Source organism: Streptomyces spiramenti, assembly GCF_012034385.1.
Classification (GTDB): domain Bacteria; phylum Actinomycetota; class Actinomycetes; order Streptomycetales; family Streptomycetaceae; genus Streptomyces; species Streptomyces spiramenti.
This window is the reverse complement of record NZ_JAAVJB010000119.1, coordinates 1-15223: the sequence shown is the minus strand read 5'-3', so window position 1 is coordinate 15223 and position 15223 is coordinate 1. Positions and strand designations below refer to the sequence as shown.

Annotated in this window: 16 protein-coding genes; 2 read left to right on the top strand and 14 right to left on the bottom strand. The window is 73.4% G+C overall.

Translation table 11 applies throughout. The annotated features are described in order from the left end of the window. Positions 1-8: 8 nt before the first annotated feature. Both HCJ92_RS14915 and HCJ92_RS14910 read right to left on the bottom strand, forming a co-directional pair. Entirely contained in the window at positions 9-1577 is a 1569-nt protein-coding gene (locus HCJ92_RS14915; protein ID WP_167934076.1) for an NAD(P)H-hydrate epimerase, read from the bottom strand. Positions 1578-1808: 231 nt separating this feature from the next. Then, a complete protein-coding gene (locus tag HCJ92_RS14910; RefSeq protein WP_167934075.1) occupies positions 1809-2177 on the bottom strand; it encodes a holo-ACP synthase in 369 nt (122 codons plus the stop codon). A 296-nt stretch (positions 2178-2473) separates the two neighbouring features. Between HCJ92_RS14910 and coaA the strand changes: the two genes are divergently transcribed. Next, on the top strand, positions 2474-3424 hold the full coding sequence (gene coaA, locus HCJ92_RS14905; RefSeq protein WP_167934077.1) for a type I pantothenate kinase: 951 nt from the start codon (positions 2474-2476) through the stop codon (positions 3422-3424). A 98-nt stretch (positions 3425-3522) separates the two neighbouring features. On the opposite strand, the gene glmM is transcribed toward coaA, so the two are convergent. The 4 genes from glmM to HCJ92_RS14885 form a co-directional block, all read right to left on the bottom strand. Continuing rightward, positions 3523-4905 carry a phosphoglucosamine mutase gene (gene glmM, locus HCJ92_RS14900; protein WP_167934074.1) on the bottom strand — a complete coding sequence of 461 codons (1383 nt, stop codon included), beginning with the start codon at positions 4903-4905 and terminating at the stop codon, positions 3523-3525. 328 nt (positions 4906-5233) lie between these two features. After that, positions 5234-5758, bottom strand: a complete 525-nt coding sequence (gene rpsI, locus HCJ92_RS14895; protein WP_167934073.1) for a 30S ribosomal protein S9 — start codon at positions 5756-5758, stop codon at positions 5234-5236. A gap of 42 nt (positions 5759-5800) precedes the next feature. Beyond that, entirely contained in the window at positions 5801-6244 is a 444-nt protein-coding gene (gene rplM / locus HCJ92_RS14890) for a 50S ribosomal protein L13 (protein WP_167934072.1), read from the bottom strand. Between the two features lie 389 nt (positions 6245-6633). After that, positions 6634-8313: an ABC-F family ATP-binding cassette domain-containing protein gene (locus HCJ92_RS14885; protein ID WP_167934071.1), complete on the bottom strand. Its 1680-nt coding sequence runs from the start codon at positions 8311-8313 to the stop codon at positions 6634-6636. 204 nt (positions 8314-8517) lie between these two features. Here HCJ92_RS14885 and HCJ92_RS14880 point away from each other — a divergent pair, with 204 nt between their 5' ends. Further along, a complete protein-coding gene (locus HCJ92_RS14880; RefSeq protein WP_167934070.1) occupies positions 8518-9474 on the top strand; it encodes a hypothetical protein in 957 nt (318 codons plus the stop codon). Between the two features lie 96 nt (positions 9475-9570). On the opposite strand, the gene truA is transcribed toward HCJ92_RS14880, so the two are convergent. From truA to map, 8 genes are all read right to left on the bottom strand, one after another. Then, positions 9571-10431: a tRNA pseudouridine(38-40) synthase TruA gene (truA, locus tag HCJ92_RS14875; RefSeq protein ID WP_167934069.1), complete on the bottom strand. Its 861-nt coding sequence runs from the start codon at positions 10429-10431 to the stop codon at positions 9571-9573. Between the two features lie 122 nt (positions 10432-10553). Continuing rightward, the gene (gene rplQ, locus HCJ92_RS14870) at positions 10554-11042 is read right to left on the bottom strand and encodes a 50S ribosomal protein L17 (RefSeq protein WP_167934068.1); all 489 of its coding nucleotides are present in this window, start codon (positions 11040-11042) and stop codon (positions 10554-10556) included. A gap of 174 nt (positions 11043-11216) precedes the next feature. Continuing rightward, entirely contained in the window at positions 11217-12239 is a 1023-nt protein-coding gene (locus HCJ92_RS14865; RefSeq protein ID WP_167934067.1) for a DNA-directed RNA polymerase subunit alpha, read from the bottom strand. Between the two features lie 288 nt (positions 12240-12527). Then, positions 12528-12932, bottom strand: a complete 405-nt coding sequence (gene rpsK, locus HCJ92_RS14860; protein WP_167934066.1) for a 30S ribosomal protein S11 — start codon at positions 12930-12932, stop codon at positions 12528-12530. A gap of 68 nt (positions 12933-13000) precedes the next feature. Further along, positions 13001-13381 carry a 30S ribosomal protein S13 gene (gene rpsM, locus HCJ92_RS14855; protein ID WP_167934065.1) on the bottom strand — a complete coding sequence of 127 codons (381 nt, stop codon included), beginning with the start codon at positions 13379-13381 and terminating at the stop codon, positions 13001-13003. A gap of 185 nt (positions 13382-13566) precedes the next feature. After that, complete coding sequence (gene rpmJ / locus HCJ92_RS14850) at positions 13567-13680, bottom strand: 50S ribosomal protein L36 (protein ID WP_003956441.1); 114 nt, start codon at positions 13678-13680, stop codon at positions 13567-13569. A gap of 59 nt (positions 13681-13739) precedes the next feature. Beyond that, positions 13740-13961 (bottom strand): translation initiation factor IF-1, encoded by a 222-nt coding sequence (infA, locus tag HCJ92_RS14845; protein WP_167934064.1) that lies wholly within the window; start codon positions 13959-13961, stop codon positions 13740-13742. A gap of 248 nt (positions 13962-14209) precedes the next feature. After that, positions 14210-15046 (bottom strand): type I methionyl aminopeptidase, encoded by an 837-nt coding sequence (gene map / locus HCJ92_RS14840; protein WP_167934063.1) that lies wholly within the window; start codon positions 15044-15046, stop codon positions 14210-14212. Positions 15047-15223: the final 177 nt, after the last annotated feature.

Genomic DNA, 15223 nt, shown 5'->3' with positions numbered 1-15223 from the left:
GCGCGTGATCAGTCGGGGGCGCGGAGCGCCCGCCACGCGGCCGGCAGCGCCTCGCCCACCTCGGCGGCGGTGGGCGGCACCGGCGCCAGCGACCCCGCCAGCCCGTGCAGATGGGCGCCGACGGCCGCCGCGGCGGCGGGGGCCAGTCCCGCCGCGAGCAGCGAACCGATCAACCCCGCCAGGACGTCGCCGCTGCCGGCGGTGGCCAGCCAACCGGTGCCGTTCAGGTTCACCAGTACCGTGCCGCCGTCCGCGTCCTCCCCGCCGGTCACCGCCTCCCCGACGAGTGGCGGACCGCCGGGCGTCTCCGCCCCGACCCCTGCCCCGACCCCTGCCCCGACCCCGCCGACGCCGGGCAGCGGCCCCGCGTCGGCGGGGGCCGCTCCCGGCGGGGAGGCGACGAGCGTCGTGGCGCCCTTCAGCAGCACCGTCGCGCCGGTCTCCCGCGCCAGTCGCCGGACGGATTCCAGACGCGCCGACTCCACCTCGTCCCGCGCCACCCCGAGCAGCGCCGCCGCCTCCCCGGCGTGCGGGGTGAGCACCAGCGGGCCCCGGACCGTCCGCCCCGGGGCGGACCCCAGCATCCGCAAGCCGTCCGCGTCCACGACCGTCGGCACACCGTCGTCCAAGGCGCGCGCCAGCCGTTCCCGGGCCTCCGGGGCGTCGCCGAGTCCCGAGCCCGCCACCCACGCCTGCACCCGGCCCGGTCCGATCAGCACCTCGGGGAACCGGGCGAGCACCGCCTCGGCGGGTGGCCCGACGTAGCGGACGGCACCGGCTCCGCCGCGCAGCGCCCCGGCGACCGCCAGCACGGCCGCGCCCGGGTAGCGCTCCGACCCGGCGGCCACCCCGACGACACCCCGTCGGTACTTGTCGCTCTCCGCGCCCGGTACCGGCAGCAGCTCGGCGACCTCCCGGTGGCGCGGGGCCCGCGCCACCGGCTTCACGGCGGCCAGCTCGGGGCCGAGCCCGATGTCGACGAGGTGCACGACGCCCGCGTGCCCCCGTCCGGGGTCGACCAGCAGGCCGGTCTTGTACGCGCCGAAGGTGACCGTCACGGCCGCCCGGACGGCTTCGCCCTCGACACGTCCGGTGTCGGCGTCGATCCCGCTGGGCAGGTCGACCGCGACCAACGGCACGCCCGTGGCGGCGGCCTGCCGTGCCACCCGTGCCGCCTCGGGCCGCAGCCCGCCGCGGCCACCGATGCCGACGATCCCGTCGACCACGAGGTCGGCGCGGGCGAGTGGGACGTCCGCCTCCGACGGGCCGGCTGTCCGCCCGCCAGCGCGGCGCAGCGCCGCCAGCCCCTGGGCGTGCACCCGGTCGCCGCCGAGGAGGATCGCGTGCACGGCGGCGCCCCGGCGCGCGAGCCGTGCCCCGGCGAACAGTGCGTCACCGCCGTTGTCGCCGCTGCCGACGAGGAGGACGATCCTGGTCCCGGAGACCCGCCCGAGGGTGCGGGCGCACACGGCGGCGAGCCCCGCCGCCGCGCGCAGCATCAGGGCGCCCTCGGGCAGCCGGTCCATCAACCGCCGCTCCGCGGCGCGGACATCGTGCGTGGAGTACGCGATACGCATGGCCCCAGTCTCGCCCGCGCCGCCGGCGCATGCCCGGTGACCCGCCCGGCTCGGCCGTCCGGGGCCGACGGTGAACGGGGCGGTGGTCCGGGCCCGCGTCCCGACGGAGGAGCCGGCGCCGACCGCTCGCGGGGCCGGCTGGCGCACCACCGGACAGAGCGGCCAGGGGCACGACCGGGCGGGTCGACAGGCCGAACCGCCAGCGGCCGACCGCCACCGCCGGAAGCGGCCTCAGGCTTCCGCGATGACGACGGCGGAGGCCACCCCGGCGTCGTGGCTCAGTGAGACGTGCCAGTTCCGGACGCCGAGCTCCGCCGCGCGGGCGGCGACCGTGCCGTGCACGCGCAGCGTCGGCCTCCCACCGTCCTCGGAGACGACCTCGGCGTCGGTCCACCGCAGTCCCCGGGGCGCGCCCAGCGCCTTCGCCAGCGCTTCCTTGGCGGCGAACCGCGCCGCGAGCGAGGCGACGCCGCGGCGCTCCCCGTCCGGCAGCCACAGCTCCGCGTCGACGAACAGCCGGTCCGCCATGGCCGGGGTGCGTCGCAGCGCCCGGTCGAAGCGCTCGATCTCCGCAACGTCGATGCCGACTCCGATGATCACGCCGCGACCCCCCCGAACGTCGCCGGGCGACCGGGGGCGGGGAGAGCGGGGGCAGGAGGCGCGGGCCGTGCGCCCGGGGGGCCCACCGTGCAGGCAGTCATGGTCAGCGAGCCTAGCCAGCTCGGCACCGGCGGAGCCACTCCGCCGCCGCGCCCGGGGGCCGGTGCGGGCCCGCCCGGGGTGGCGCGCGCACAATAGGCGACGTGTCCATGCAATCGCACGTCCGTCCGACCGCCGGCCAGACCGCGGGGAGCAGCTCCGCCGCGCCGCCGTCACCCACGCCGCCGCCGGGCGGCATGAGCCCCTACGTGGACCTCAGCCGCGCCGAGTGGTCGGCGCTGCGGGAACGCACCGCTTCCGCGGCGCCGCTGGCCGCGGAGGAGATCGCGGGGCTGCGCGGCCTGGGCGACGTCAGCGACCTGGACGAGGTCCGGGAGGTGTACCTCCCGTTGTCCCGACTGCTGAACCTCTACGTGGGCGCCACGCACGGCCTGCGGGGCGCGCTCAACACCTTCCTCGGCGGCGCGGGCGGCGACACCGCCGCCCGCGGCACCCCCTTCGTCATCGGCGTCGCGGGGAGCGTGGCGGTGGGGAAGTCCACGGTCTCCCGGCTGCTCCGCGCGCTGCTGGCCCGCTGGCCGGAGCACCCCCGCGTCGAGCTGGTGACGACCGACGGCTTCCTCCTGCCCAACGCCGAACTGCGCCGCCGCGGCCTGATGTCCCGCAAGGGCTTCCCCGAGTCCTACGACCGCCGGGCGCTGACCCGGTTCGTCGCCGACGTGAAGGCGGGCCGCCCCGAGGTGACGGCGCCGGTCTACTCGCACCTCATCTACGACATCGTGCCGGACGAGCGGCTGGTGGTGCGCAGACCGGACATCCTCATCGTCGAGGGGCTCAACGTCCTCCAGCCCGCGCTCCCCGGAGCGGACGGCCGGACCCGTGTCGCGGTGGCGGACTTCTTCGACTTCTCGGTGTACGTCGACGCCCGTACCCAGGACATCCGCGACTGGTACCTGGCACGGTTCCGCAAGCTGCGCGAGACGGCGTTCCAGGACCCGTCGTCCTACTTCCGCCGCTACACCGAGGTCTCGGAGGAGGAGGCGCTGGCCTACGCGCGGACCATCTGGGACACCATCAACGAGCCCAACCTGATGGAGAACATCGCCCCGACGCGCGGTCGCGCCACCCTGATCCTCCGCAAGGGCCCGGACCACACCGTCCAACGCCTCGCCCTCCGCAAGGTCTGACCCCCGCCCCGCACCGCCTCACCGGCACGGAACGCGGCGGTGCAGCGGTGCAGTGGTGAGGCGGGGCAGCGGAGCGGCGGAGCGCGAAGGGGCGCGGGTCAGGAACCGGCGGTGGCGGGCAGTTCAAGGGAGAGCGCGGACCGCACGACCTCCGCGAGCCGCTCCGCGACAGCCGCCGCCTGCTCGGCATCGGCGGCCTCGACCATGACGCGGACCAGCGGCTCGGTGCCGGAGGGCCGCAGCAGGACCCGGCCGGTCTCACCGAGCTCCTGCTCGGCGTCGACCACGGCCGCCGCCAGTTCCGGCGAGGTCGCCGCACGGCTCTTGTCCACACCGCGGACGTTCACCAGTACCTGCGGCAGCCGGCGCATCACGCCCGCCAGGTCGGCGAGGGTGCGGCCGGTGGCGGCGATCCGGGCGGCGAGCAGCAGCCCCGTGAGGGTGCCGTCACCGGTGGTGGCGTGGTCCAGGACGATGACGTGGCCCGACTGCTCGCCACCCAGCGCGAACCCGCCGGCCTTCATCTCCTCCATGACGTACCGGTCGCCGACGGCCGTCTGCCGGAGGGTCAGCCCCTCGGCCTCCAGCGCCAGCTTGAAGCCCAGGTTCGACATGACGGTGGCGACGACGGTGTCGTGCCGCAGTCGGCCGCGCTCGCGCAGCGCCAGCGCGAGGACAGCGAGGATCTGGTCGCCGTCGACGACCTCGCCGTCGGCGTCCACCGCCAGGCAGCGGTCGGCGTCACCGTCCACCGCGATGCCCAGGTCGGCGCCGTACTCCAGGACGGCGGCGCGCAGCGGGCCGAGATGGGTCGAGCCGTTGCCGTCGTTGATGTTGAGGCCGTCGGGGTCGGTACCGATGCTGATGACCTCGGCGCCCGCACGGGCGAACGCCTCGGGGGCGACGCGCGAGGCGGCGCCGTGGGCGCCGTCCACGACCAGCTTCAGTCCGTCCAGCCGGTCCGGAAGCACGCCCATGAGGTGGGAGACGTAGGTGTCCAGCCCGGAGGCGTGGTCGGTGACGCGACCGACGCCGGAGCCGGTCGGCCGGTCCCAGGGCTTGCCCTCGGCCAGGTCGCGGTAGAGCGCCTCGATACGGTCCTCCAGCTCGTCCGCGAGCTTGAGGCCGCCGCGTGCGAAGAACTTGATGCCGTTGTCGGGCATCGGGTTGTGGCTGGCGGAGAGCATGACCCCGAAGTCGGCGCCGAGCGCACCGGTGAGGTGGGCCACGGCGGGCGTCGGCAGCACGCCGAGCCGCAACACGTCCACCCCGGCGGAGGCGAGCCCCGCGACGACGGCGGCTTCCAGGAACTCGCCGGAGGCGCGGGGGTCACGGCCGACGACGGCGACCGGGCGCCGCGACCCGGCGCCCGGGGTGGACAGCACCCGGGCCGCTGCACACGACAGTCCCAGGGCCAGTTCCGCGGTCAGTTCCACGTTGGCGACGCCACGCACGCCGTCCGTCCCGAAAAGTCGTCCCACAGTTGTCCTCCGAGATAGCTGCCGCCCCCGCGCCGTTGACCCCATCAACCATATCCCGCACGTTTCCCCTGGCCGTGGCATGTGCGTACGGGTCCTGTGCGTGCCGTGCCCCGCGCGCGGGGGGTGAGCGGGGAGACACGCAGGCGGACCACGGCGGCGGCACACGACCGACACACCGGCCTCCGCCGGTCGCGGCCGACGGGCGCCGACGGCGACCCGACGGCACCGGGCCGCCCGGCGACAGGAGTGCGGACAAAGCCGACGCCCCGCCGGCGCGTTGCGACCGGCGGGGCGTCGTGACGGCGGCGGGGCGAGACCCCGCCCCCCGTCAACGCTTGCTGTACTGCGTACCCTTACGGGCCTTCTTCAGACCGGCCTTCTTGCGCTCGACGGCGCGGGCGTCACGGGTCAGGAAGCCGGCCTTCTTGAGGGCGCCGCGGTTGTTGTCCACGTCCGCCTCGTTGAGGGCACGGGCCACGCCGAGGCGCAGGGCGCCGGCCTGGCCGGAGATGCCACCGCCGGCGATGCGGGCGACGACGTCGTAACGGTCGTCGAGCTCCAGCACCTTGAAGGGCTCGTTGACTTCCTGCTGGTGCACCTTGTTGGGGAAGTACCCCTCGAGGGTGCGGCCGTTGACCTTCCACTTGCCGCTGCCCGGCACGATGCGCACGCGGGCGATCGCGCTCTTGCGGCGGCCGGTGCCGGCGCCGGGGAGCGGGTCGCCGAAGCGGGCGGACTCGTCCGCGGCGAAGTCCTCGGAGGGCGCGGACTCGGTGGTGTACTCCTGGACGTCCGGCACGGCGGCGTCGAGGGTGTCGGTGTCGGTGTCGGTCTCAGTGGTGTTCTCGGCCACGATGTTCCTCAGATTCTCGATGTCTTAGGGGTGTGGCCGGGACTACTGCGCGACCTGGGTGATCTCGAACGGCACGGGCTGCTGGGCGCCGTGACGGTGCTCGGGACCTGCGTAGACCTTCAGCTTGGACAGCATCTGACGGCCCAGGGTGTTCTTGGGGAGCATGCCCTTGACGGCCTTCTCGACGGCCTTCTCCGGGCTCTTCTCCAGCAGCTCGTCGTAGCGCATCGAGCGCAGACCACCCGGGTAGCCCGAGTGACGGTAGGCGAGCTTCTGGGTCCGCTTGTTGCCGGACAGGTGCACCTTCGCGGCGTTGACGACGATGACGAAGTCACCGGTGTCGATGTGCGGCGCGTAGATCGGCTTGTGCTTGCCGCGCAGGAGGGTGGCCGCCTGGGACGCGAGACGACCGAGGACGATGTCCTCGGCGTCGATCACGTGCCACTGACGCTGGACGTCGCCGGGCTTGGGGCTGTACGTACGCACGGTCGTAGCCTTCGCTTGTTGAGTGGGTCCTTAACTGGCCGGCCACGGGACCGACGGCCGGGCACGACACGGTGACGCAACCGTGGCGCGGGGGCCGGGAAAGTCTCGCAGACGACCGCGCAAGGCCCCTCTCGTGAGATCGAGCAAGCCAAACGCATATCGACCAGGCAGAATACCGGGCTCCACCCGGACGGGTCAAAACGGGTCCGGAGTGACGGCCGCGGGCCGCCCCCGCGAGGACGCCGATCCGCCCCTCGCTCCCCCGGCCGGGGCCCGCGTCGCCGCCGGTCAGGGCGCGCCGGAGGGGCGCTGCCGCCCCGGCAGCGCCCCTCCGGCGGCCGGGCGCAGGCGAGCCGCACCCGGGTGCCACCGCGCGGCTCCGGACGCCGTCAGCGGGTGCGTGCCACTCGCGCCTCGTCCCAGACCGGCTCCGGCACCTCCCGCACCCGTCCGTCGGAGCCGAAGACGAGGAACCGGTCGAAGCCGCGCGCGAACCAGCGGTCGTGGGTGACGGCGAGCACCGTGCCGTCGAACGCCTCCAGCCCCGTCTGGAGCGCCTCGGCCGACTCCAGGTCCAGGTTGTCCGTCGGCTCGTCCAGCAGCAGCGCGGTGGCACCGCCCAGCTCCAGCAGGAGGATCTGGAACCGCGCCTGCTGCCCGCCGGAGAGCCGCTCGTAGGGCTGCTCGGCCTGCCGGTCCAGCTCGTAGCGCCGCAGCGCGGACATCGCCGCGCCACGGTCGCGGGCGTGCTCGGCCCAGAGGATCTCCAGCAGGGTGCGCGAGGCGGCCTGCCGGGCGGCGGTGGCGGTCCCGGCGGCCGGGGCCTCACCGGCCGGCCGCGGGCCGGTGAGGGAGTTGGTCTGCGAGAAGTGGCCCGGTACCACCCGCGCGCCCAGCTTCCACACCCCGTCGTGGGCGACCGCCTCCCCGGCCAGCAGCCGCAGGAAGTGGGACTTTCCGGAGCCGTTGGAGCCGAGCACCGCCACCCGCTCGCCGTAGAAGACCTCCAGCGAGAACGGCCGCATCAGGCCGGTGAGTTCCAGCCCTTCGCAGGTGACCGCCCGCACCCCGGTCCGGCCACCGCGCAGCCGCATGGTGATCTCCTGCTCACGCGGCGGCTGCTGCGGCGGCCCGGCCTCCTCGAACTTCCGCAGCCGCGTCTGCGCGGCCTGGTAGCGGGAGGCGAGGCCGTCGTTGAAGGCCGCTTTGTTCTTGAGCGTGTTGACCAGCTGCTTCAGCTGGGCGTGCTTCTCGTCCCAGCGTCGCCGCAGCTCCTCGAAGCGGGCGAACCGCTCCCGGCGCGCCTGGGGGAAGGTCGCGAAACCGCCGCCGTGGACCCACACGTCGGAGCCGGCCGGGCCCGGCTCCACACTGATGATCTTCTGCGCGGAGCGGGCGAGCAGCTCCCGGTCGTGGGAGATGAAGAGCACGGTCTTCCGCGTCTGGAGCAGCTGTTCCTCCAGCCAGCGCTTGCCGGGGACGTCCAGGTAGTTGTCCGGCTCGTCGAGCAGCAGGACCTCCTCCGGGCCGCGGAGCAGCGACTCCAGCACCAGCCGCTTCTGCTCCCCGCCGGAGAGGGTGTTCAGCCGCCGCCACTGGGCCCGCTCGTAGGGCACGCCCAGCGCGGCCGTGGTGCAGATGTCCCAGCGCGTCTCCGCCTCGTACCCCTGGGCCTCGGCCCAGTCGGCGAGCGCCTGGGCGTACGCCATCTGGTCCGCCTCGGAGTCGGTCGTCATCACCGCGAGCTCGGCCGCGTCCACCGCGCGCGCCGCCTCGCGGATGCGGCCCGGCGCGACGGAGATGAGCAGGTCGCGGACGGTGCGTTCGTCGTCCTGGTGGCCCGAGCCGATGAACTGCGGCATCACACCGAGGCCGCCGCTGACGGTCACCGTGCCCTCCTCCGGAGCGAGTTCACCGGCGATCATGCGCAGCAGCGTGGTCTTGCCCGCGCCGTTGGCGCCGACCAGCGCCACCGCGCTCCCCTCCCCCACCCGGAACGACGCGTCCTGCAGCAGCGGACGACCGTCGGGCAGGACGTAGTCCAGATGCGCAACCTCGACATGACCCATGTGACCGATTGTCGCCGCTCGGCAGGCGGGAACCCAACCGGTTTCCCGGCCGCCGGCGGCGGGTCCGGCCGCCTGCCCCGCGCAGTTCCCCACCACGGTGGGAGCCCCGCCGCGGGCCGGCACAGCGACGCTGGTGACCGGCAGGGACCGGATTGTGACCGTGCGGGCGCAGGAGCGGTGCGTTCACTTCCCTAAACTGCGCGCATGAGTTCATGGCAGGGGGGACCGCAGTGGACCCCCGGACAACCCCAGGGCGGACGCCCGCCCCAGGGCGGACCGCAGCGGCAACAGGGTGGACAACCCCCGTGGGGGCAGCCGCCGGCGCCGGGGGGCGCCCCCGACTGGAACCGGCTCGCCGCCGACGCGGACCGCCGGCGGCAGCGCAGGCGGCTGCTGATCATCGCCGGCGCCGCGACCGCGACCCTGGCGATAGGCGCCGTCGTCGCGCTCGGGATCGTCCGGCAGAGCGGCGGAGGTGACGAGGGAGCGAAGAACACGGCGGGCTCCGCGGAGAACGCCGAGGAGTCGCAGGACCCAGCCCCGGAGCCCAGCTTCGAGGAGACCTCGCTGCCCCCGGTGCCCAAGCCGCGCGAGTTCATCACCGACGCGGACAAGGACCTCGCGCCCTTCGCGGGCGAGACCTTCTTCTCCGGCGACCCGATGGAGGTGGACGGCAGGACCTACGTCCGCCGGGCGGTCGCCGACTCCGACAGCTGTGTGGACGCCGTCGACGTGGCCCTGGGCGAGGTCCTCACCCAGCACGGCTGCACCGGCCTGGCGCGCGCCACCTACAGCGACGGCATCGTCGCGGTCACGATCGGGGTCGCGCAGTTCCCGGGCGCCGAGGAGGCGGAAGCGGCCAAGGAGGCGGCGGCCAGCCACCTCTCCCCGCTCACCAGCGGCGAGGCCCCGGCGTTCTGCGCCCGCGGCGGCTGCCGCACCACCAAGAACCAGGTCGGCCGCTACGCCTACTTCACCATCGCGGGCAACGCCGACAACACCCCCGACCAGGGCGACGGCACCCCGGCCCAGCAGGCCGCCCGGGACGGGAACGCGCACGCCCACGCGCGCATCGTGCTCCGCGGGGAGGACCAGGCGTCGGAGTCGGCCGCGGCGATCATCCGGGAGCGCAACGCCGGGGGCGACGGCGAGGAGGACTGAGGCGGCGGCCCGGTGTGTCCGCCGCGGCGGCGGACACACCGGGCCGACCTCCGCCGCGAGGCACGGCGGGCGGAGGGCCGGTACGCGGGCTCTCGGTCAGCAGCAGCCGGCGGCGCCCGCCGGCAGGGTGCGGCGGTTGCGCGCCTCGCGGTTCCGGTCGGCGAGCCGCTCGTCGGCCGGGTAGCCGACCTCCTCCAGCGTCAGCCCGTGGGGGCGCACGACGTGCACCGCCGAGTCCCGCACCCCGGCCGCCAGCACCTGCGCGGGCCACGACGGGGGGCGGTGCCCGTCCCCGACGAACAGCATGGCCCCCACCAGCGCCCGCACCATGTTGTGGCAGAACGCGTCGGCCAGCACCGTGGCGGCGAGCACCCCGTCCGGCTGCCGCGCCCACTCCAGCCGCCGGAGCGTCCGGATGGTGGTGGCCCCTTCCCGCTGCTTGCAGTAGGCCGCGAAGTCGTGCTCGCCCAGCAGCCCCACCGCGGCCTCGTTCATCGCGGACTCGTCCAACGGCCAGTTGTGCCACAGCACATGACTCCGCCGCAGCGGGTCCACCCCGCCCGGATGGTCGGTGACGCGGTAGACGTAGCGCCGCCACACCGCCGAGAACCGGGCGTTGAAGTGCGCGGGCGCCTCCGAGACACGGAAGACCCGCACATCGTGCGGCAGCCGCCCCGCGAGCCGCCGCAGCAGCTTCTCGCGCTGCTCGGCCCAGACCTCCACCGGCAGGTCGACGTGGGCGACCTGACCGCGTGCGTGCACCCCGGCGTCGGTCCGCCCCGCGACGGTCAGCTCGTAGCGCTCGGTGGAGCGTGTGACGACCTGGAGCGCGTCCTCCAGCTCGCTCTGGACGGTCCGCCGGTCGCCCTTCTGGCGGGCCCAACCGGAGAAGTCGGAGCCGTCGTATGCCAGGTCCAGCCGCACTCGCACCCGACCGGCGCGCACCTCGTCACTCACCCGGGGATCATCTCATCCCCTGCCCCGGGCGGGTCCGGCCCGGGCGGGTGGGCGCGGGAACGGAGAACGGGCCCGCCCCCCGGAGAGGGGCGGGCCCGTTCGGGCGAATCAGGTGCGCCGGGTCAGGCGTCCTTCTTCTCCTCGGCGGCCTCGTCGGCCTTCGCCTCGGTGGTGGACTCCTTCGCCAGGGCGTCCTCCTTCACCGCGCGGGTCGTGGCGGCCTCGGCCTCGCCGACCGCCTCCTGCTGCACGGTGAGCGCCTCGACCAGCTCGATCCGGGCCATCGGGGCGTTGTCGCCACGACGGGGACCGACCTTGGTGATGCGGGTGTAGCCACCGGGACGGTCGGCGAACTGCGGGCCGATCTCGGTGAAGAGGGTGTGGACCACGCTCTTGTCGCGGATGGTCTGCATGACCTGACGGCGGTTGTGCAGGTCGCCCTTGCGCGCCTTGGTGATCAGACGCTCGGCGACCGGACGCAGCCGACGGGCCTTGGCCTCGGTGGTGGTGATGCCGCCGTGCTCGAACAGCGCGGTGGCCAGGTTGGCCAGCATCAGACGCTCGTGGGCGGGGCTACCGCCCAGCCGGCGGCCCTTCGTGGGCTTCGGCATGGTGTTTCTCCTCCGTGTCTGCACCGGCCGTGTCAGGTACCGGTGTCAGGGCCGCCCGGACGGGTGTGTCCGCGCGGTTCTCCGGGGGTCGCCCGGAAGTGCGTGGTGCCCGGCTCACGGCCGGGCGGAGCGGTGGGGACGGTGCGGACACCGCCCCCACGCGGCTCGGGTGGCTCAGTACTGCTCGGTCTCGACGAACCCGGCGTCACCGTCGTCGTCCGCACCGAAGGCGTCGGCCGCGGTGGTCGGGTCGAATCCGGGCGGGCTGTCCTTCAGGGCCAGCCCCATGCCGGCCAGCTTCGCCTTGACCTCGTCGATCGACTTGGCGCCGAAGTTGCGGATGTCGAGCAGGTCCGCCTCGGAACGGGCCACCAGCTCGCCCACCGAGTGGATGCCCTCGCGCTTGAGGCAGTTGTAGGAGCGGACGGTCAGCTCCAGCTCCTCGATCGGCAGCGCCAGGTCGGCGGCGAGCGCCGCGTCGGTCGGCGAGGGGCCCATGTCGATGCCCTCGGCGTCGACGTTCAGCTCACGCGCCAGGCCGAACAGCTCGACCAGGGTCTTGCCGGCGGACGCCATGGCGTCACGCGGACGCATGGCCTCCTTGGTCTCGACGTCGACGATGAGCTTGTCGAAGTCGGTCCGCTGCTCGACTCGGGTTGCCTCGACCTTGTAGGTCACCTTCAGCACGGGGCTGTAGATGGAGTCGACCGGGATGCGGCCGATCTCCTGACCGGACTGCTTGTTCTGCACCGCGGAGACGTAGCCGCGACCGCGCTCGACGGTCAGCTCCAGCTCCAGCTTGCCCTTGGCGTTGAGGGTCGCCAGGACCAGGTCGGGGTTGTGCACCTCGACACCGGCCGGCGGGGCGATGTCCGCGGCGGTGACCAGGCCGGGGCCCTGCTTCCGCAGGTACATCACGACGGGCTCGTCGTGCTCCGAGGAGACGACCAGCTGCTTGATGTTGAGGATGAGGTCGGTGACGTCCTCCTTGACACCCGGCACGGTGGTGAACTCGTGCAGGACGCCGTCGATCCGGATGCTGGTGACGGCGGCACCGGGGATCGAGGAGAGCAGCGTGCGACGCAGGGAGTTGCCGAGGGTGTAGCCGAAGCCCGGCTCCAGCGGCTCGATCACGAACCGCGAGCGGAACTCGTCGACGACCTCTTCGGTCAGGGAAGGACGCTGAGCGATCAGCATGGGTGATGACTCCAGTCTCCGGCACCCACTATTTGATGCCGGGCCAGACGACAGTGGCCTGTCGTGCTCCAGACGGTGCGTCCGCCGTACCGGGGTGCGGCGGTGCGGTGCCGAGGCACCGGTGGTGCTCCCGCGTCAGCGGGCCCGAAGGCCCACCACCGCGGTCCGGACCCCCGCCCGGGGGCGGGGACCCGTCAGGGGGGGGCCCGCGTGACGCGGACCCGCCCCCGTGTTCCGGAGCCCCGCGGCCGGCCGACGAGGCCGGGCCGACGGGACGAACGCCGTGCGTCAGACGCGGCGGCGCTTGGGGGGACGGCAGCCGTTGTGCGGCGTGGGCGTGACGTCCTGGATCGAACCGACCTCCAGGCCGGTGGCCTGGAGCGAACGGATCGCGGTCTCACGGCCGGAGCCGGGACCCTTCACGAAGACGTCGACCTTGCGCATGCCGTGCTCCTGCGCGCGACGGGCGGCCGACTCGGCTGCCATCTGCGCGGCGAACGGGGTCGACTTGCGCGAGCCCTTGAAGCCGACGTGGCCGGCAGAGGCCCAGGAGATCACGTTGCCCGTGGGGTCGGTGATCGAAACGATGGTGTTGTTGAACGTGCTCTTGATGTGAGCGTGCCCGTGGGCAACGTTCTTCTTCTCCTTGCGGCGCATCTTCTTGGCGCCGGCCTGACGGCCCTTCGGAGGCATATGGATGTACTCCCGTGGAGGTGGTCGGTCCTGTGCACTCGGACCTGAGAATCAGTGACCGGTGAGGACTACTTCTTGCCCGGCTTCTTCTTGCCGGCGATCGCGCGACGCGGGCCCTTGCGGGTGCGGGCGTTGGTCTTGGTGCGCTGACCGTGGACCGGCAGGCCCCGACGGTGACGGAGACCCTCGTAGCAGCCGATCTCCACCTTGCGGCGGATGTCGGCCTGGATCTCGCGACGGAGGTCACCCTCGGTCTTGATGTTGGCGTCCACGTAGTCGCGGAGCTTGACGAGCTGCTCCTCGTCAAGGTCGCGGACGCGCGTGTCGGGGTCGATACCGGTGGCGCTCAGGGTCTCCTGGGCCAGCGTACGGCCGATCCCGAACACGTAGGTCAGACCAACCTCCACGCGCTTCTCACGCGGAAGGTCAACGCCTGCGAGGCGTGCCATGTATGGCTCCTGTACTCGTCGGAGGTCTGCTGCAGCACCTGTCCCGGCGTCTCACGCCGGGTCCCCGGCCTCCGACCGGGGGTGTCGCCGCCGCGCTGTGCGCGAGGGCGGGTGTCTGCGTATTCAAAGGGGTCGCGTGATGCGTGCGTCGCGCGAAGTACCGCGAGAAGTGCGGGCGGTCTGCGTCAGCCCTGGCGCTGCTTGTGGCGCAGGTTGTCGCAGATGACCATGACCCGGCCGTGGCGGCGGATCACCTTGCACTTGTCGCAGATCTTCTTGACGCTCGGCTTGACCTTCATGGGATGAGGTTCTCCGGGACTTGATGATCTACGGACGCCCCCGCGAGGAAAGCGGGGAGCTACTTGTAGCGGTAGACGATCCGCCCGCGGGTGAGGTCGTAGGGAGAGAGCTCCACCACGACCCGGTCGTCGGGAAGAATACGGATGTAGTTCATCCGCATCTTGCCGCTGATGTGCGCGAGGACCTGGTGCCCGTTCTGGAGCTCCACTTTGAACATCGCGTTCGGCAGAGACTCGACGACGGTGCCCTCGATCTCGATGGCCCCTTGTTTTTTGGCCATACTTGAGCGCTTCACCTTCCGGGATCGGCTACCTGGACTACCTGGACAGCCCTTATACACAGGTGTACAGGGACCGACGCACCAGTCTACGGCACGTCGACCGGAAAGACGAATCCCCTCATCATTCCCCGCATGGCGGCAGGATATGCACCCTGAGGGTGACGCGCCTCACACGGATGGCGCAGCAGGCGCCCGCCACCGGCCGCGACCACCGCCCGGAACCCGCCTCCGACCGCGGCCCGGCGGCGTCAGGCGAGCGGGTCGGGGGCCGTCACGACACCCAGCGCTGCCAACCGCTCGCGCCCGCCGTCCGGTGCGGTCAGCACCAGCGGACCCTGCTCGGTCAGCGCGATGGAGTGCTCCCAGTGAGCGGCCCAGGTCCCGTCGTCGGTCTTGACCGTCCAGTCGTCGGCGAGCACGTGGGTCCGGGGGGTGCCCAGGGAGATCATCGGCTCGATGGCCAGGCACATCCCCGGGACCAGCTTCGGCCCCCGGCCGCGGCGGCGCTCGACGTAGTTCAGCACGTGCGGGTCCATGTGCATGGCGCTCCCGATGCCGTGCCCGCCGTACTCCTCGACGATGCCCCACTTGCCCGACGGGGGCTTCGGCTGCCGACGGACGTCGTCCTGCACCGCGCGCGAGATGTCGACCAGCCGGTTGCCCAGCCGCATCGCGGCGAGCCCCGCCCACATGGACTCCTCGGTCACCCGGTTGAGCTCCAGCACCTCGGGGCCGTGGCCCTCCCCCACCAGCACGGTGATCGCGGCGTCGGCGTGCCAGCCGTCCACGATCGCGCCGGCGTCGATCGACAGCACGTCGCCGCTGCGCAGGACCTCACCGTCGGAGGGGATGCCGTGGACCACCACGTCGTTCACCGAGGTGCAGATGTTGCCGGGGAACCCGCCGTACCCGAGGAAGTTCGGCTTGGCGCCGTGATCGGCCAGCACCTGGGCGGCGACCCGGTCCAGCTCGCCGGTGGTGGCACCGGGGACCGCGGCGTCGGCGCACCGGCGGTGCATCTCCGCGACCACCAGTCCGGCGGCGCGCATGCTCGCGATCTGCTCGGGGTTCTTGAGCTCCACCATCGGGGGGTTCCTCACGCAGTCGGTGCCGGTCCCGGCGCGTCTCGCCGGCCGCCGGTGGTCGTCGGTGCTGTCCGGCCCGCGCGCACCGCCCGGTGCTGCTGCGGGGGCCGGTCCGCACAAGCCCCCGGCCGTGACGCCCGGCGGGGCGTCACGGCCGGGGACCGTGCGGGGGGGGGG